Raw genomic sequence first — 16,231 nt, forward strand, 5'->3', positions numbered from 1 at the left:
TTAAATCGATTTCTTAATTTAGAATGCATAGCGATAGAAGAAGTTGCTCATACTAAATCTAACATATGAAACTTTTGTTTCGCTATTTTCGTATAATTAAGTGCAACTGACATAATTCGACATTATGGATTGCTTTTGTAAAAGCTGCATATACGACAAAACACGTAATATACGCTACGAAAAAGTATAGTTGTTTTCATTAAAAGTGCAATAGAATTTTTATTACTTTTTGTAATTCGTTAAATTTATTTTGCTCTCAATTAAATAAGAAATGAGGTGGAAAAACTTGAAAAGACAGCAATTTAAAAAACGAAAAAAGCGAAAAAATTTCGCAAAAAAAATCGGACTCTTTATGATTGCCCTTTTATGTTTTTTCGCTGTTATGTTCCTTTCATTACGTATATATGCACAAGTTGCCGGAGCACCGCCACTTACCGTTCCGAAAGCTTCAATTTTTTTAGATAGCAATCATAATCAGATAGGTGACTATTTTACAAAGGAGCGTCGTTACTGGACAGACCTTGATGAAATTTCGCCTTACCTAATTGATGCTACTGTTGCGGTAGAAGATAAAGATTTCTTCGAGCACAGCGGTTTTGACTTTTCCCGGATTGCAGGTGCCGTTTTGGCGGATATTAAAGCCGGCAGTAAAGTGCAAGGTGCCAGTACGCTGACACAGCAATATGCACGAAATCTATATTTAACCCATGAAAAAACTTGGAACCGGAAATTAAACGAAGCCCTTTTTGCATATCGATTGGAGTTATTTTATTCAAAAGAAGAAATTTTAGAAGGCTATTTAAATACGGTTTATTACGGACACGGAATGTACGGGGCCGAAGCAGCAAGCCGTTACTTCTACGGCAAATCCGCAAAGGATCTGACATTGGCCGAAGCTTCAATGCTTGCAGGCGTGCCAAAAGGACCGACGTATTATTCGCCGCTTAATAACTTGGAAAAGGCGACAAATCGTCAGCAAGTGATTTTGCGGTTAATGAATGATCAGGGGAAAATTACAGACGATGAAAAAACCCGTGCCACTTCTGAGCAGGTTGCCCTAAAAAGCGATGAGTGGATTGCGACAAAATCAATTGCTCCTTACTTCCTGGATGTTGTATGGGAAGAAGCAAGCGATATTTTAGAAGAAAAAAACCTGAGTATTAGTGAAGGTGGCTGGACGATTCAAACTACACTCAACCAGGCACATCAACGCGCGGCGGAAAATGCGATCAAAACGAATATGCCAAACAGCGAATTGCAAGTTGGCTTTGTAAGCATGGAAGCTGATACAGGTTTTGTTACAGCACTTGTCGGCGGTCGTGATTACAGTGTAAGTTCGTTTAACCGTGTTGCGTTAGGTAACCGTCAGCCGGGTTCTGCCATCAAGCCGATACTGTATGCGGCAGCACTGGAAAAGGATTTCAATCCGATGTCCTTCCTGGATGTAAGTGAAACAACTTTTACGTATGATAGTGGACGAGCAACTTATACACCGCAAAACGTTAATAAAAAATACGCTGATCACGAACTTTCCCTGGCGCAGGCATTGGCGATTTCCGACAATATTTATGCTGTTAAAGCACTGGAAAACATCGGCTACCGGTCTTTCCGCGATGTTCAGAAACGTTTCGGGCTAAACTATTCCGAAAAAGATGTACCATCCATTGCACTTGGAACAGCAGAAAACTCGTTGTATGATTTAACAAATGCCTATAACATCATTGCTGCGGGCGGAGAGAAACGACAACCGACTACTGTATTGTCCATTACCGATGCAAAAGGAAAAGTCGTTTACAAATATAAGAAACCTGAAGAAGAACAAGTCATTTCCGAACAGGATGCTTTCATTTTAACGCAAATGATGACAGGTATGTTCGATCCTGTATTCAGTGATTACTCTCCGGCAACCGGGTTATCATTGCGTTCACGTATGAGTCACACATATGCAGCCAAATCAGGAACGACAAACAGTGACCAATGGATGATCGGTTTTACACCGAGTTTAACTGCAGGTGTATGGAATGGCTATGACCAAGGTAAAACTTTATCTGTTCAGGCAGATATGGCCGCATCTAAGCAAGTGTGGATTGATTTTATGGAAACAGCACTTGATGGAAAGGCGAACGAAACATTTACAATGCCAAGCGGTGTAGAGCCTGTGACTGTCGATATTCGTACAGGTAAACTGGCGCATGAGTCATGCTCAAGCCAGCGCATTATTTACATGAAAACAGAAGATATACCAAAAGAATCTTGTGCATCATTTGATCTCTTCAATCAGGATTCTTGGGGAAATTTCTTTGAATCATTGCCTTTTGAAGCATTGCGCAACTTTTGGGAATAAATTTTAATTAAAAAAGCTCTTTCGTATCCGGTTCTAGTCCGTGACACGAAAGAGCTTTTCTATTTGTGGTGAATGAAAGGTTGAGAACCATGGGGCATTCGGCTTGGGAAGGTTCAAATGCCGCATACTGCTCAACCTGTTTCATTTCCCACATGTCCTAGCCTACTATTTCGCAAGCTTTAAATTCAGTTTACTTTCTTTTAGAACCAGTTTCAACCATGGATTTTTGTAGTTTTTGAAATGTCACATATTGTTCACTGAATTGCGTAATATTTCTAATAAAATATAGATTCCGTTAAATATTGCAGTATTATGCCAAGTCCTGTTTTAATTTTTCTTCACTGTTGTTCCATATTTCTTCATTGTGGCTTTTCAGGAAGTCAGCCAGTATTTTCTTTGATGGCGCATCCATATGGTCCACAATTATGTGACGCTTCATCGATTTATCCATTCTGTTTACATGTTCTGCCAAGATTTTGTAGCCACGACGTTTTTCACGGTTTACGACCATTTCACAAGCCGTTACCCCCGCAAAATAAGCACCTGACTCTTTATGGTCAATTGTAACCCATACGAGCCAGTAATCTTTTCCGCCTGCTGAGTCTTCACGGTTCATCGTAAACTTAATGCCGCGCTCTACTTCACTTTTCGCATGCATTGCTCCGATATCAACAATTGCTGTTCCTTCCGTGACATCGACAATGACCGGTGAAACGTTTTCCAAAGAAAGTGAACCAATACCGAATCCTTTATGCCCATCGGTAGGATCATTTTTTATTATTGTAAAACCCATTTTCGGTTTCGATTTTTCTTCATTTGCCATTGTAAATCCCTCCAAATACGCTAATATAAATACTATACACTATATTTTAACTAGGAGGCGACAATATGCCAATCGTTACAATTAAAATGGTTGAGGGCCGCACAGATGAACAAAAACGCGCGCTCGTTGAAGAAGTTACACAAGCTGTTTCTAAAACAGTTGACGCACCAGTAGAAAATGTATCAATTATTATTGAAGAAATGTCTAAAAACCACTTCGCAAAAGGTGGCGTACGCTATAGCGACCAATAATGGTTGAGTAGTGTGAATTTCAGTTAATTAATAAATATGAAACACCTCAATCTTCCCTAGGGAAAATGAGGTGTTTTTAATTTTGCGGGTATTGATATTTGTAACTTAGCGGGTTTTCCGTCTATGTGCCGGCCATCCTGCTTACATTAAACTTCCTCAATAAGCTGCTTAATTTCATTACGCAACGTGGCCGGGATCCGCTCGTCTGTAAATAGCTCTTCCGGATAATACACTTTATGGTCCACCTTGATACGACCGGCAATTGCTTCAACAATTTGGCTTTCTTCCGATAGTTCACGCTGCATCCCGTCCTGCATAAGTAAATAAATCGGCTTCTTCGTCCCTTCAATACCAGGGCGGTAAAAATCATACGGTAAATCTGATGTAGAATCATGTACTAAATAATATTCCGGGTCAATGCCCGCCTGTAAAAATAGTCGTTGCAGCTGTGCATATACTTCCGGCTGCTTGTAAGGATTCAAATTCGTATATTGGAACAGTTTCCGGTTGACGAATCTTCGGCATAGATCCCGTAAAATCTCATCATCTTCTTCCATCCAAAATTGGAAATACGCCATCATGATGTTTTCATCAAGTGCAATATAGTCTTCCAATGTAACATTCCCTCTGAAAAAGGATACGAAAGGCGTCGGTTCATATTTAAATGGATAATCATTTTTGCACAGCACTTTTACCCGTTTCAAAATATGGTTCAGCACGACTTCCGCACTTCTTGATACCGGGTGAAAATATATTTGCAAATACATTTGGTAGCGGCTCATGATGTAGTGCTCGACCGCATGCATTCCGCTTTCTTTTATAACAACTCCATTATCACGCGGACGCATAACACGCATGATGCGCTCCATATCAAAATGCCCGTAGCTGACGCCTGTGTAATACGCATCGCGTTGCAGGTAATCCATACGGTCAGCATCGATCTGACTGGAAATCAGGCTGACAACCAATTCATTTGGATACGTTTTTTCAATTACTTGCGCAACCTTTTCAGGGAAGTCATCCGCCACTCGACGGAGTACGGCATTTACCTCTGTATCCCCCAGCAGAATTTGACGTGTAAAATATTCATGGTCTGTTTCAAATACATTCTCAAATGCATGGGAGAACGGACCGTGCCCTAAATCATGCAGTAATGCGGCACATAATACGAGTAACCGCTCAGACTCATCCCATTCTTTTCTTCCTTTAAATACATCATCCACAATACGACGGACAATTTCATATACTCCTAATGAGTGATTGAATCGGCTATGTTCAGCTCCGTGGAACACTAAATACGTCGTACCAAGCTGCTTGATACGGCGCAGTCTTTGAAATTCTCTTGTTTTGACCAAATCCCAGATGACTTGATCCCGAACGTGAATATAGCGATGGACAGGGTCTTTAAAAACTTTTTCCTCTTGCAGTTTTGTTTTTGCATATGTCATCAACATAGCCCACCTCCTTATCTCTTAACATCATTATAAGTGAGTTGTCATTGAAATAGAAATGAATCCGCCGAAAACGCAAAAAGGACGTGTTCTGAATATATTTCAGAACGCGTCCTTTTTACGCTGTTACTTTTTCAATTTGTCCAGTACCTTTACCATTAACTCCTCTTCAGTTAATGCGGCGACTGGTCGGTTATTTACAAATGTAAATGTTTTTTTGCGGCCTGGGCCACAGTATGAATGACAGCCAATTTCAATCGTTGCTTCTGGATCAATTTCCTTTAATTTTGGAATTAACGTCTTTAAATTAACGGCCTGACATTCATCGCAAACGTGGAATAAGTTTGCCATAGTGTCAACACCTCTCTATGAGCTATTTTCGCTGTTTTAACCTATTTGCTATTGTATCTCATTTTGCTTATTTCGTTCAAGCATTATCCTAGCAATTCCGGTCAAAGTTCTGCTAGGAACATATTTCTCATCATTCTAGCAACAATTTACGATATATTGAATAAATGTTTTCCCCTTTGGACATGATAGATTTACAACAACAAAACTATTATTAATCAGGGGGAGTTTTTGATGACAAAAACAAGACAAGATGCATGGGTGAAAGAGAATGATGAGCTGTTAGCAGAGGCTGTTTTACGCCATGTAAAAGAAGGAAGTACACAATTAAATGCATTTGAAGAAGCTGGGGATTTACTGAATCGAACAGCAGCAGCTTGCGGATTTCGCTGGAATGCCGTAGTCCGACGTATTTATGAAGAAGATTTGGCACAAGCAAAAAAAGAACGTAAAGAACGTATGCGCATGATGAATACGGCTACAAAACGCAGAACAACACCAGTATACTTACTGCCGTCAAATGAAAATCAGCCAACATCGATACCATTATCGGCATTATCACTCGATATCGTCATTGCATACTTAGTACAACTGCAGCATTCAAATTCAAATGAGCAGGATTTATTGAAATGGCGCAAATTGACATCACTATTAACGGAACAGAAAAACCAGCTCGAGCAACAGCTTGCAGCACTGCAAAAAGAGAATAAAGCGATTAAAGAAGATTACGAGCAGTTTGTTTCTATTATGAACCGCGCAAGACGACTTGTAGCACTAGAAACAGATACTGAGGCCACTCCAACATTCAAAATGGAGCGTAACGGCAACTTGATTTCCCAAACATCGTTAAATGATTCAGGCGAAGCGCTATATTAGCACCTCGCCTGCTTTTTATTTAATTATTTACTTAGCATCGATTCATTGCGCTTGAACACGCGGTCTAAATAGAAGTTGTACAATTCCATTTCCTCTTGCTGCAATGGCAGTTCAAATAGCTGGCCATTCTTTTGCCTCAATAGATTGCGAAGTCTTTCATTCACTTCAAATACTGTCAGGTTTTGCCCTGTCAGTTGTTGAAGTGAAGCCATGACTTCCGGCTTGATATCCGGATACTCGAATTTCGTTTTCTCGCCTTGCAGACCACTTTCATAAAAACGTTTAATCAGTTCCGCACGCTCACTGCCGCTGCCTTCAACACATAAATAAATCTGAACAGCAATCCCGTTTTTCATGCGACGCTGTGAAATACCGGCAAACTTTTGACCATCTATACTTAAATCATATGAACCTGGACAATAAGAACCAACAATTTCATATGCTTCTATTTTGGTTGCAATTTCAGGGAATAACTGACGAATCAATGCAACCATCATTTCAAATGCATTATTAATACTTAGAGGCTTGTCCTCATTTAATACAATTGATATATTTAAAACCCCTGCATCCAATACGACAGCCAGTCCTCCAGAATTGCGGACAATCGGATCATAACCACTGTTCTTCAATGTTTCCATTCCATGCTCTATATAAGGTAAGCGATGATCTTGAATTCCGAGAACTACTGCATCATGATGGACCCAAGTTCGTATTGTCGAATTGGTCATTTTCTGACCGACTAGATGACATAGTGTATCATCCATTGCAAAGGACTCTAATGGCGAGCGTTTATTCGCGCTGATCGACTGATCGATAAAACGCCACACTGTTTGCTGCAAAATATCATTCATATTTTATACTCCTAGCCTAATTTTTCCTCACTTTAGCATACCGTATTTTAAAGTCATGTCAAATTGGTGAATTGACGGAATTTACGGTTTTGAAATGATATTTTTTCCTGAAACTATGCTACACTACTTGTGAATCATTTTCATTTACAAGGAGTGTTTGAACAGATGAATGAAGCAGCAATTACATTAGACGGCTGGTACGCATTACATGAATTCCGCTCAATGGACTGGGCATCATGGAAATTGGTTTCGGCCGAAGAACGCGAAGCCGCTACAAAAGAATTTATCGCATTTTTAGAAGACTTAAATAAAGATACAGGTTCGAATGCTTTTTACTCAATTATTGGCCAAAAAGCGGATTTCATGATTATGACTTTACGTGAAACACCTGAAGAACTAAATGAAATCGAAACAAAATTCGCGAAATTGGCGATTGCCGATTTTACAATTCCAACGTATTCTTACGTTTCTGTAGTCGAATTATCGAACTATTTAGCTGGTAAGTCAGATGAAGATCCATATCAAAACCCGCATGTTCGTGCGCGTTTATATCCTGAACTGCCAAAATCAAAATACGTATGCTTCTATCCAATGGATAAAAAACGTGAAGGCAATGACAACTGGTACATGCTTTCAATGGAAGATCGTAAAAAATTGATGTATGACCACGGTCTAATCGGCCGCAGCTATGCAGGTAAAATCAAACAAATTATAACTGGTTCTGTCGGCTTAGACGATCATGAGTGGGGCGTTACATTATTCTCTGATGATATGCTTCAATTCAAGAAAATCGTTTATGAAATGCGCTTTGATGAAGTTTCAGCTCGTTACGGCGAATTCGGTGAGTTCCTAGTAGGAAACTTGCTGGACAATGAAAAACTAGAAAAACTGTTAGCAATTTAATGTCTTAACCCGTTCCCCCACTTGATGTTTGGCTTAACCAATTTCAAAAGTGTGGAACGGGTTTATTTTTTCCTGAAACGTAAAAGATGAGCCGATTTATTTCGGCTCATCTTTTACGTTTGATTCATCCTGCAACTTTAAAATTATAATGATTGTATTAATGAAGAAACCGATGATGATTAGAAGAACCAATAAATACCAATGAATCGGCTGTTCATAAAATATTGCAACCGCAAAAGACAATAATGCGCTAATTATTATGCCTAACCAAACTCCTATTTTCATGATGTTCCACTCCTGCGCTTTTCGTCAACACCGGCAACAATCTCTTATTTATTTACTTTATCTTTCCCAATACATTGAAATTTATTACATATATCCGAACTAATTAACCTATAGTATGTCGCCTGTTCAAAAAACAACACTGTTTTTGGTGTTCAACTTTTTTATTTATGCATATACTAAGTCGAAAAAGGAGGTCACATCGAACGCCTAAACTTCAAATAAAAGGTTTACATGCCGCCCTTCTTTCTTCGGTTACAGTGCGGCAGAAGGTGAAGCAAGTGTCCTGCTTATTGTGAACACAGAGAAACAGCAGCCATTTCTTCGTTTACTGTTTCTTGCGCCGATGACTGCAGTATATTAAATTTCTTTATGAAAGGATGCAAAATTGACTTATTATTGGACGTCTCCAATGCAACAAATGAATCCTGCGACGGTTCCGATGACTTCGGGTATACCAGGTATGCAAGGAGTAGGCTTTCCACGTGAGGAATCCTATATCGAGAATATTTTACGATTAAACAGAGGTAAACCAGGTACGTTTTATTTTTCATTTGATAATGCGGTAGCTGGCAGTAATACACGGGCGGTCCGTGGGGTTGTGGAAGCAGCCGGCCGTGACCATGTAATTTTACGTGATTTAAAAAATAACCACCGCTTCCTGTTCCCGATGATTTACTTTGACTATGCGGAATTCGATGAAGAATTAAGTTATTTCACACAACAACCTTAAATAAGTAAGGCGCCTTTTTTAAGCGCCTTTTTTTTGTTGCAGAAAAGCAGCAGACATAACTCAAAAACGTCATTTTTCTCAGGAGAAAAATGACGTTTTTTGCTGTAAATAGAAATATCAGCTTCTTACTACGAGTACTTAACTCTTTTTCAAGCAGGTTTCCACTCATTTCACCCTTATGGAATGGATTATACTTTAAACTGCAAAATTTCCTGTTGGAGTGTTTGTGCATTATCGCTTAATGTCACGGCAACTGCATTTACTTGCTGCATTGTAGCGGTCTGTTCCTCTACTGCTGCCGCGATCATCTCTAAGTTGCCGCTTGATTCAGTTGAACTTTGGGCAATTTCATTAACCGATGCTGTCACCTGCTCTGCACTTGCAGAAAGCTCTTCGGAAGTAGCTGAAATTTCCTGGATTTGCATCGACATTTGTGTCACTGCATCTACAATCGTTGTAAATGATTCCCCAGCATTTGCAATAATCTTCACACCATCTTCCACAGAAACTAACGAATCCGATACGGCACGTTCAACATTTTCTGTATCCGCTTTAATTTCAAGTGTTAAGTTAACAATTGAGTTGGCGGATGATTTGGATTGCTCTGCCAGCTTCCGCACTTCATCGGCTACAACAGCGAACCCTTTTCCATGTTCTCCGGCACGTGCGGCTTCAATCGCTGCATTTAATGCCAATAAATTCGTCTGATCCGTAATCGATGTGATTAGTTGGGAAATGTTATTAATTTCTTCTGTTTGTTGTGCCAGTTTTTGCACTAGAGCATTTACAGAGTTTGTGGATGAACTAATAATGCTCATTTGTTGTTGGGCATCATAAATAATTTGCCCACCGTCTTTAGCTGTCTGTGTCGCATCAACCGAATTCCCAAGCAATTTTTGCGTTGATTCCGCAATTCGTTGTACACCTGCTGCTGTTTCTTCCATAGCACGTGCACTTTCATTTGATGCATGTGCAGAAATTTGAGCTCTTTCAGCTGTATCATTTACACGCACCGTTACATCTTCCGTCGTCGCCGATATTTCTTCGGTACTTGCCGAAAGCTCCTGTGCTGCCGCATTTACTTGCTCTGAATTAACCTGAATATTTTTAATCAGATTCGATAAATTATTTTTCATCGAATTGAACGCGTTGCCCAGCTGGCCAATTTCGTCCTTTTTTTTCACTATAATATCTTGCTGCGATAAATCCCCTGCTGCAATAAGATTCGCTTCATTCACAATTCCATTTAAAGGGGAAATAATTGTTTTACGAATATAAATCATAACAAGTACGCCAATAAGAACACTGATTGCTAAAGCAATTCCTGCAACTAAAACGGAGAAACCAATCGCATCACCGGCTTTCGTTTTAATTGCATCAAGTTCTTTTTCCTGATGCTCAACCATTTGAGCTGTTGCATCGAACATTCCGTCATTTGCTGCGCGCAGTTTTGTATTAATAAAACCGTTTGCGAGTATTTGATCGCCCCGTTCGAAAGCATCCATCATATCAAGGTAACCGTAATTAAAGTCATCTCGGTACTTAATGATTTGTTCCATCTGTTCTGTCATCGTATCACCTGATACTAGCGTACTTAAATATTCAATCTCCTGATCCAGTAATTCGTTGTACTGCTTAAAGCTTTCGGCAGATTCTTCTTTTCCATCAAAAACAAGTGCCCGCACATACATTCCTTGCATCGCGACATTAAAACGGATTTTGTCTACGGAACGAATCTGCTCTACCCTGTAGTCGAGTGCTTCATCCATATTTCCCTGTATATTTTTCAAACTCATATAGTTAAGTACGACTGTAATCATAATTAATATGATCATTATAATTAGTGCAGCATTTAACCTTTTCCCTACACTCATGTTGATTCCTCTTCTCGTTGTTCATTTAAAAGAAATTCCAATGTTGCCTGTCCTAAAACTTTTGCAGCGATAAGCATTGCCCGTTCATCAAAATCAAACCGGGCATGATGATGCGGATAAACTGTTTCCCATTCCGGATCCTTTGCTCCTGTAAAGAAAAAAGTTCCTGGAACATGCTGCATATAGTAGCCGTAATCTTCCCCAATCATAAATGGAGGACAAACTGTGACCTTTTCAACACCTGGTGTTTCGTTTGCAATTTGTGCAACAAATTGTGTTTCCGCTACATGATTGACTACAGGCGGATACCCATCGAAGTATTCAAAACGATAGTCAGCATGCATTCCTAAACATGTCGCTTTCAATAATAATTCGATTTCCTCTTTCATCTGTTTTCGAACTTGTTCATCAAACGCACGTACAGTTCCTTGAATTTTCACTGTATCGGCTATGACATTGAACGGATTGACCGCTTCAAATTGTCCGACCGTCACTACACCTGATTCAAGCGGTGCAATACGGCGCGAAATAATTGTCTGCAACTGAGTGACAAAGTGTGCACCAACAACGATTGCGTCAACCGAATGCTGTGGTTCTGCACCGTGTCCGCCCTTTCCTTGAATCACAATTCCAAATCGATCTGCCGCTGCCATAATGGCTCCTTCTCGTACAAGCACTTCTCCTAAAGGAGTCGGTGCCCATAAATGTGTACCGAAAATTACGTCCACACCGTCTAAACAGCCATCTTCGATCATTGCCTTTGCCCCTCCTGGAGCAAGCTCTTCTGCATGCTGATGGATAAACACGATATTGCCGGATAGATGTTCCCGCATTTCTGTCAATGCTTTCGCCAAAATGAGTAATGTTGCCGTATGACCATCATGACCGCATGCATGCATCACTCCATCATTTTTTGATTTATAAGGAAAATCATTTAGTTCCTGAATTGCCAATGCATCAAAATCGGCACGTAATGCTACCGTCTTTCCAGATTTTGCCCCTTTTAATGTGGCTACAACTCCGCGCCCTCCAACATATTCTCGAACTTCCAAGCCTAATTCACGGTGGAACTTGGCAATGTATGCAGGTGTATGTACTTCGTGATGGGATAGTTCCGGATGCTCATGTAAATAGCGTCGAATAATTACCATCTCTTCAAAATTATCTTCTAACTTTAATAATAATTGGTCCATTTTCCTTACCCCTTCACTCTCTTACTTTATAACTATACAATAAATTCAAATAATTTAGATAAAAGATTTGATATTCCTAATAAAATAATAAAAAAAGCATATACTTCCTTTTTAAGAAGTATATGCTATAAATTTTATTGAGTCTTTTTTACTACTGCTGTTATAACCATTATCCAGCCCACTAAAAAGAATACCCCACCGATAGGAGTAATGGCACCTAATACACCGATTCCTGTTAAAGCTAATACCATCAAGCTTCCCGCGAAGATTATAATACCTGCATTAAAGCAGAACATCGCAATTTTCAACTGCTTTACTTCACCGAAAATAGCTTTTGACATTAAAATACCGACCAAAATAAGTGCTGTTGCATGAAACATTTGATACTGGATTGCTGTATCCCAAATACCGGCACTGTAATCATCCAGTAAATCTTCGAGTGCATGTGCTGCAAATGCGCCTAATGCAACTGCTAAAAAACCGTGAATTGCGCCAGATATAATTGAACCTTTCATTTCTTTTACCTCTTTCTTTTTCTAATACAAGTTTCATCCCTATAAATAGGGGGATTTTATTCCGAACAGGCGTATCTCTCTGTTAAAAGTCAAACAATGAGTCGCCGTTTGCATCGTCTTCTTCAAGCTTTTGTGCTGGAATTGCGACCGGTTGCGTGTATACGGGTGACGAGATCGTTGTACTCATGCTATTTATGGAAGCAGGTTTTGGCGAACTGATTTTTTCGTCTAAAACGACATCACATAGCGCACGAATTGCCGCAAGTTTTTCACGGGCTTGTTGTTCTGTTGCCGCATGTGCTGCTTCTGTTGTCAATTTTTCAATTTGCTTAACAATCGATTCATACGTAATCATCGCATTTGCCCACCTTCTCTATTTTTCGGTACAAATTTTAAGCAGTCCATTCCCGAAGACTGTTTTACAACGAGAGATGGCAGCTGCTTCGTTTTAAAGCCATATGCTGTGCAACCGCGCGGATTAAACTGATCCCATGTCACACGAAAATGCTGGCATTTAAAGCAATCTACTTTCATTTGCCGTTCCCTCTCTTTCTATCATTACTTTACCATGCTTTCAGGCAAAAGTTTAGCTTGTTTCCCTATTTCTTCGCTAAGCACCAGTCAATAGGCTGCTGTCCTAAAGACAGTAGTGCTTTATTTGTTTTTGAATAAGGTTTGCTTCCGAAAAAGCCGCGGTGTGCGCTTAATGGACTCGGATGAGGCGATTGCAAAATAATATGTTTATCTGAAATCTGTTCAATTAAAATCCGTTTACTTTGCGCCGGTTTTCCCCATAATAAAAATACAATTGGCTGTTCACGTTTTGCGAGATGTTCAATAATAGTATTCGTCAACTGTTCCCAACCTTGGCCTTTATGGGAATTGGCTTTGCCTGCCTGTACAGTTAAAACGGTGTTCAATAATAATACACCCTGCTTTGCCCACGACGTTAAGTCCCCATGTTCCGGGATTTCGCAGCCAATGTCCTGCTGCAGTTCCTTCATCATATTTTTTAGACTCGGCGGCAATTTTTGCCCTTTTTCAACTGAAAAACTTAATCCATGTGCCTGATTCGGACCATGATACGGATCTTGTCCTAATATGACTACTTTTACATTTTCGTAATCCGTTAACTGGAGGGCATTGAAAATATTCTCCTTCTTTGGATAAACTGTCTCTTCCCTGTATTGTCTCTCTAAAAATGTCTCAAGAAGTCTATAGTACGGCTGCTCTGCTTCTCGAGCCAATAAATCTTTCCAACTATTCGTCAACTGTTCCATCATAATTTCCACCTCATTTTATACGCTAGTGAATTTGCTGCAGAAGTTCAAGTGATTTATCTGGCATTATAGATTTTTCGTTTTCTGACTATTTTTATATAGTCAGCTAGGCGTTATACTTAACCTAATTATAATTCGAATTTTCACTTTAAGGAGATATGCTATATGACACTTAAAAAAACTTTAACAATTGCAGGTTCTGATACTTCTGCAGGCGCAGGTATGCAGGCCGATTTAAAAGCCTTTCAAGAACATGGCACATACGGAATGGTCGCATTGACAGTAGTTGTGACAATGGATCCGAAAACTTGGAGCCACTCAGTCACACCGCTACCGACAGAATTATTACAAAAGCAAATCGATACAGCCCTTTCAACAGGTGTCGATGCCATTAAAACAGGCATGCTTTCAACTGAAGAAATTATTCAAATGGCCTCAAAAGCGATTCAAGCTGCCGGCACAGATAAAATTGTCATCGATCCTGTAATGGTCTGCAAAGGCGAAGATGAAGTATTGAACCCTGGCAACACGACAGCAATGATTAAATATTTATTACCCTATGCAACAGTTGTCACACCTAACCTTTTCGAAGCAGGACAGCTGGCAGGCACAACAACGCCGAAAACAATCGAGCAAATGCAAGCTGCCGCTGTGAAAATTCATGAGCTTGGCGCAAAAAATGTTGTAATTAAAGGTGGAAAAGCCTTAGTACATGATAAAGCCGTTGATTTGTTCTATAATGGAGTAGAATTTAAATTATTAGAAACAGAAAAAGTTTCTTCTACTTATAATCATGGGGCAGGCTGTACTTTTGCAGCGAGTATTTGTGCAAACTTAGCAAATGGTCTTTCTGTTGAGGAATCGGTTATTGAAGCGAAAGAATTCGTTTCAGCGGCGATTAAACACGGATGGGCTTTAAATGAACATGTTGGACCAGTAATGCACGGGGCAAAACCACGTTTCGGTGCACCTGAAATTACTGTTACAACAATTCCAAACTATCTACATGCATAAAAACTTCTACAAGTAGAAGTTTTGCCTCCGGCGGATGTCACAGATCCGGTAATGAGGTCTTTGCGTCAGCGCAAAGCCGAATCCGGACGCAATTACGCTGAGGCGTAATTGATTTGGCGTCACACAAGAACTCAATTCTTGTGTGACTTTTTCGTTTCACAGTCGAATATATTTGACTATACTATTAATAGAAAGATTCGAAAGGAGTTAATAAGAGTGATGAAGGAAGTAAATACTAACGAGCTCCAGGAGTTAATTAATTCTTTTGCGAACAAAGACGTTTTTATTCATCTAGAAACTACAAACGGCTCTTATGCAACACATTACAATGAAGGCTTTTTCAATGCAGGCGCATTTATCCGCAATGTACAAATCCGCTATGAATTGGGAAAGGTTGTAGGAGACGCCCCACACCGTGTCGGACTTAAAATGCCGCATGGCTGGGTTTACGCACAAGGAATTACACATTTTGAACTGGACGATCAGGGCCGATTACTAATGGCTGGTTTAGATAATACTGGAAAGCTGGCGGTTGCATTAGAAATCAGCGAAACGCCATTTGCTTATTAAGGAGGTCGCTTATATGACATTAAAAGAAGAACGTCACGTTTTAGTCGTTTATCCGCACCCGGATGATGAAGCCTTTTCAGTTGCAGGTACACTACGCTTATTCCATAACATGGGAGTTCCTGTTACATATGCTTGTTTAACATTAGGCGAAATGGGACGAAACTTAGGAAATCCTCCATTTGCAACGCGCGAGTCATTGCCGGAAATCCGCAGAAAAGAGTTGATGGAAGCGTGTGAGGCAATGGGTATCGGTGATTTGCGTATGATGGGTTTACGTGACAAAACAGTTGAATTTGAAGACGATGAGAAAATGGTCAAGCTCGTTAATGATTTGATTGTCGAGCTGAATCCATCACTAATCTTCACATTTTTACCTGGCTTTGCTGTCCATCCCGATCATGAAGCAACTGGGCGCGCTGTTGTCGAAGCGGTACGTCGTATCGATAAGCAGTATCGCCCTCGTATTTTAGCTTGTGCATTTGCGAATGACACAGTCGAGAAAAACGGTGAGCCGGATGTTACAATCGAAATCTCGTCTGTCAAAGCAGATAAGTTAAAAGCTTTAAAAGCGCATGCTTCTCAAACTGCCTGGATGATACAAGACGCAGAAAAACGGGTAGATACCGGAGATGTCTCACTAGATAACTGGTTAAGCCACGAAAGATTTTATACTGTAACATTCAATGATTAATGTATATTTATAATTTCAAGGACGTTTGCATATTTTGGAATTTGCAGGCGCCCTTTTTTCTCGTATTCATTTCTTGTATTTTTATTCGGTTCAATTTTAGCTTATTTCTTCAAAAATATGATGTTTATTACGTTTAAACCTTTCGCCCGCCTAATTATATTCATTTTTTAATCGGTATAGTTTTCAGAAATATTAATCTTTATGTAAAACAGTAGACAAATGAATAAACACG

At 39.8% G+C, this 16,231-nt stretch carries 20 protein-coding genes; 8 read left to right on the plus strand and 12 right to left on the minus strand.

From position 1 onward, the window contains the following. The first annotated feature begins 286 nt into the window (after nucleotides 1-286). Entirely contained in the window at nucleotides 287-2,344 is a 2,058-nt protein-coding gene (locus ACQKN3_RS11320; protein ID WP_427711437.1) for a transglycosylase domain-containing protein, read from the plus strand. Nucleotides 2,345-2,351: 7 nt separating this feature from the next. On the opposite strand, the gene ACQKN3_RS11325 is transcribed toward ACQKN3_RS11320, so the two are convergent. Together ACQKN3_RS11325 and ACQKN3_RS11330 are read right to left on the minus strand one after the other, a co-directional pair. Then, nucleotides 2,352-2,498: a hypothetical protein gene (locus tag ACQKN3_RS11325; protein ID WP_251689895.1), complete on the minus strand. Its 147-nt coding sequence runs from the start codon at nucleotides 2,496-2,498 to the stop codon at nucleotides 2,352-2,354. 156 nt (nucleotides 2,499-2,654) lie between these two features. Continuing rightward, entirely contained in the window at nucleotides 2,655-3,167 is a 513-nt protein-coding gene (locus tag ACQKN3_RS11330; RefSeq protein WP_427711439.1) for a YwhD family protein, read from the minus strand. A 65-nt stretch (nucleotides 3,168-3,232) separates the two neighbouring features. On the opposite strand from ACQKN3_RS11330, the gene ACQKN3_RS11335 reads away from it, so the two are divergent. Continuing rightward, complete coding sequence (locus ACQKN3_RS11335) at nucleotides 3,233-3,418, plus strand: 2-hydroxymuconate tautomerase (RefSeq protein WP_079524602.1); 186 nt, start codon at nucleotides 3,233-3,235, stop codon at nucleotides 3,416-3,418. Between the two features lie 146 nt (nucleotides 3,419-3,564). Here ACQKN3_RS11335 and ACQKN3_RS11340 read toward each other — a convergent pair whose 3' ends face one another. Together ACQKN3_RS11340 and ACQKN3_RS11345 are read right to left on the minus strand one after the other, a co-directional pair. Then, nucleotides 3,565-4,872, minus strand: a complete 1,308-nt coding sequence (locus ACQKN3_RS11340) for an HD domain-containing protein (RefSeq protein ID WP_251689897.1) — start codon at nucleotides 4,870-4,872, stop codon at nucleotides 3,565-3,567. Nucleotides 4,873-4,995: 123 nt separating this feature from the next. Continuing rightward, nucleotides 4,996-5,220 carry a DUF1450 domain-containing protein gene (locus ACQKN3_RS11345; RefSeq protein WP_008404549.1) on the minus strand — a complete coding sequence of 75 codons (225 nt, stop codon included), beginning with the start codon at nucleotides 5,218-5,220 and terminating at the stop codon, nucleotides 4,996-4,998. Nucleotides 5,221-5,451: 231 nt separating this feature from the next. Here ACQKN3_RS11345 and ACQKN3_RS11350 point away from each other — a divergent pair, with 231 nt between their 5' ends. After that, nucleotides 5,452-6,093, plus strand: a complete 642-nt coding sequence (locus ACQKN3_RS11350; protein ID WP_251689898.1) for an RsfA family transcriptional regulator — start codon at nucleotides 5,452-5,454, stop codon at nucleotides 6,091-6,093. A gap of 23 nt (nucleotides 6,094-6,116) precedes the next feature. Here the strand turns inward: ACQKN3_RS11350 and ACQKN3_RS11355 are convergent, their stop codons facing one another. Next, nucleotides 6,117-6,944, minus strand: coding sequence for a lipoate--protein ligase family protein (locus ACQKN3_RS11355; RefSeq protein ID WP_427711442.1), 828 nt, complete (start codon nucleotides 6,942-6,944; stop codon nucleotides 6,117-6,119). Between the two features lie 165 nt (nucleotides 6,945-7,109). Between ACQKN3_RS11355 and hemQ the strand changes: the two genes are divergently transcribed. Beyond that, the gene (gene hemQ, locus ACQKN3_RS11360) at nucleotides 7,110-7,847 is read left to right on the plus strand and encodes a hydrogen peroxide-dependent heme synthase (RefSeq protein WP_251689900.1); all 738 of its coding nucleotides are present in this window, start codon (nucleotides 7,110-7,112) and stop codon (nucleotides 7,845-7,847) included. A 96-nt stretch (nucleotides 7,848-7,943) separates the two neighbouring features. On the opposite strand, the gene ACQKN3_RS11365 is transcribed toward hemQ, so the two are convergent. Further along, complete coding sequence (locus ACQKN3_RS11365) at nucleotides 7,944-8,132, minus strand: hypothetical protein (RefSeq protein ID WP_008404557.1); 189 nt, start codon at nucleotides 8,130-8,132, stop codon at nucleotides 7,944-7,946. A gap of 409 nt (nucleotides 8,133-8,541) precedes the next feature. Between ACQKN3_RS11365 and gerQ the strand changes: the two genes are divergently transcribed. Beyond that, nucleotides 8,542-8,862 carry a spore coat protein GerQ gene (gerQ, locus tag ACQKN3_RS11370; RefSeq protein ID WP_251689901.1) on the plus strand — a complete coding sequence of 107 codons (321 nt, stop codon included), beginning with the start codon at nucleotides 8,542-8,544 and terminating at the stop codon, nucleotides 8,860-8,862. 188 nt (nucleotides 8,863-9,050) lie between these two features. Here gerQ and ACQKN3_RS11375 read toward each other — a convergent pair whose 3' ends face one another. The 6 genes from ACQKN3_RS11375 to ACQKN3_RS11400 form a co-directional block, all read right to left on the minus strand. Continuing rightward, nucleotides 9,051-10,736, minus strand: a complete 1,686-nt coding sequence (locus ACQKN3_RS11375; RefSeq protein WP_427711445.1) for a methyl-accepting chemotaxis protein — start codon at nucleotides 10,734-10,736, stop codon at nucleotides 9,051-9,053. Then, entirely contained in the window at nucleotides 10,733-11,929 is a 1,197-nt protein-coding gene (locus ACQKN3_RS11380; RefSeq protein WP_427711447.1) for an amidohydrolase, read from the minus strand. The genes ACQKN3_RS11375 and ACQKN3_RS11380 overlap by 4 nt, the downstream gene beginning before the upstream one ends. 134 nt (nucleotides 11,930-12,063) lie before the next feature. Then, a complete protein-coding gene (locus ACQKN3_RS11385; RefSeq protein ID WP_427711449.1) occupies nucleotides 12,064-12,444 on the minus strand; it encodes a DUF423 domain-containing protein in 381 nt (126 codons plus the stop codon). A gap of 82 nt (nucleotides 12,445-12,526) precedes the next feature. Beyond that, complete coding sequence (locus tag ACQKN3_RS11390; protein WP_251689905.1) at nucleotides 12,527-12,799, minus strand: YwdI family protein; 273 nt, start codon at nucleotides 12,797-12,799, stop codon at nucleotides 12,527-12,529. Next, nucleotides 12,796-12,978: a uracil-DNA glycosylase gene (locus tag ACQKN3_RS11395; RefSeq protein WP_251689906.1), complete on the minus strand. Its 183-nt coding sequence runs from the start codon at nucleotides 12,976-12,978 to the stop codon at nucleotides 12,796-12,798. The genes ACQKN3_RS11390 and ACQKN3_RS11395 overlap by 4 nt, the downstream gene beginning before the upstream one ends. A 65-nt stretch (nucleotides 12,979-13,043) precedes the next feature. Continuing rightward, nucleotides 13,044-13,727, minus strand: coding sequence for a uracil-DNA glycosylase (locus ACQKN3_RS11400; protein ID WP_251689907.1), 684 nt, complete (start codon nucleotides 13,725-13,727; stop codon nucleotides 13,044-13,046). Between the two features lie 162 nt (nucleotides 13,728-13,889). Between ACQKN3_RS11400 and thiD the strand changes: the two genes are divergently transcribed. The 3 genes from thiD (at nucleotide 13,890) to bshB2 (ending at nucleotide 15,999) form a co-directional block, all read left to right on the plus strand. Then, on the plus strand, nucleotides 13,890-14,738 hold the full coding sequence (gene thiD, locus ACQKN3_RS11405) for a bifunctional hydroxymethylpyrimidine kinase/phosphomethylpyrimidine kinase (protein WP_427711452.1): 849 nt from the start codon (nucleotides 13,890-13,892) through the stop codon (nucleotides 14,736-14,738). Between the two features lie 219 nt (nucleotides 14,739-14,957). Further along, nucleotides 14,958-15,308: a YojF family protein gene (locus ACQKN3_RS11410; protein WP_008404569.1), complete on the plus strand. Its 351-nt coding sequence runs from the start codon at nucleotides 14,958-14,960 to the stop codon at nucleotides 15,306-15,308. 13 nt (nucleotides 15,309-15,321) lie between these two features. After that, complete coding sequence (bshB2, locus tag ACQKN3_RS11415) at nucleotides 15,322-15,999, plus strand: bacillithiol biosynthesis deacetylase BshB2 (protein WP_427711454.1); 678 nt, start codon at nucleotides 15,322-15,324, stop codon at nucleotides 15,997-15,999. The last annotated feature ends 232 nt before the right edge of the window (nucleotides 16,000-16,231 follow it).

Source organism: Solibacillus sp. NPDC093137 (genome assembly GCF_050280445.1).
In the GTDB taxonomy this organism is placed as follows: domain Bacteria; phylum Bacillota; class Bacilli; order Bacillales_A; family Planococcaceae; genus Solibacillus; species Solibacillus isronensis_B.

Coding starts and splice junctions, on each gene's coding strand:
- bshB2 (WP_427711454.1), top strand. CDS start 15,322: ATGACATTAAAAGAAGAACGTCACGTTTTAGTCGTTTATCCGCACCCG.
- ACQKN3_RS11380 (WP_427711447.1), bottom strand. CDS start 11,929: ATGGACCAATTATTATTAAAGTTAGAAGATAATTTTGAAGAGATGGTA.
- ACQKN3_RS11325 (WP_251689895.1), bottom strand. CDS start 2,498: ATGTGGGAAATGAAACAGGTTGAGCAGTATGCGGCATTTGAACCTTCC.
- ACQKN3_RS11400 (WP_251689907.1), bottom strand. CDS start 13,727: ATGATGGAACAGTTGACGAATAGTTGGAAAGATTTATTGGCTCGAGAA.
- ACQKN3_RS11350 (WP_251689898.1), top strand. CDS start 5,452: ATGACAAAAACAAGACAAGATGCATGGGTGAAAGAGAATGATGAGCTG.
- ACQKN3_RS11390 (WP_251689905.1), bottom strand. CDS start 12,799: ATGATTACGTATGAATCGATTGTTAAGCAAATTGAAAAATTGACAACA.
- ACQKN3_RS11355 (WP_427711442.1), bottom strand. CDS start 6,944: ATGAATGATATTTTGCAGCAAACAGTGTGGCGTTTTATCGATCAGTCG.
- ACQKN3_RS11365 (WP_008404557.1), bottom strand. CDS start 8,132: ATGAAAATAGGAGTTTGGTTAGGCATAATAATTAGCGCATTATTGTCT.
- thiD (WP_427711452.1), top strand. CDS start 13,890: ATGACACTTAAAAAAACTTTAACAATTGCAGGTTCTGATACTTCTGCA.
- ACQKN3_RS11375 (WP_427711445.1), bottom strand. CDS start 10,736: ATGAGTGTAGGGAAAAGGTTAAATGCTGCACTAATTATAATGATCATA.
- ACQKN3_RS11395 (WP_251689906.1), bottom strand. CDS start 12,978: ATGAAAGTAGATTGCTTTAAATGCCAGCATTTTCGTGTGACATGGGAT.
- hemQ (WP_251689900.1), top strand. CDS start 7,110: ATGAATGAAGCAGCAATTACATTAGACGGCTGGTACGCATTACATGAA.
- ACQKN3_RS11330 (WP_427711439.1), bottom strand. CDS start 3,167: ATGGCAAATGAAGAAAAATCGAAACCGAAAATGGGTTTTACAATAATA.
- ACQKN3_RS11335 (WP_079524602.1), top strand. CDS start 3,233: ATGCCAATCGTTACAATTAAAATGGTTGAGGGCCGCACAGATGAACAA.
- ACQKN3_RS11385 (WP_427711449.1), bottom strand. CDS start 12,444: ATGAAAGGTTCAATTATATCTGGCGCAATTCACGGTTTTTTAGCAGTT.
- ACQKN3_RS11345 (WP_008404549.1), bottom strand. CDS start 5,220: ATGGCAAACTTATTCCACGTTTGCGATGAATGTCAGGCCGTTAATTTA.
- ACQKN3_RS11410 (WP_008404569.1), top strand. CDS start 14,958: ATGAAGGAAGTAAATACTAACGAGCTCCAGGAGTTAATTAATTCTTTT.
- ACQKN3_RS11340 (WP_251689897.1), bottom strand. CDS start 4,872: ATGTTGATGACATATGCAAAAACAAAACTGCAAGAGGAAAAAGTTTTT.
- gerQ (WP_251689901.1), top strand. CDS start 8,542: ATGCAACAAATGAATCCTGCGACGGTTCCGATGACTTCGGGTATACCA.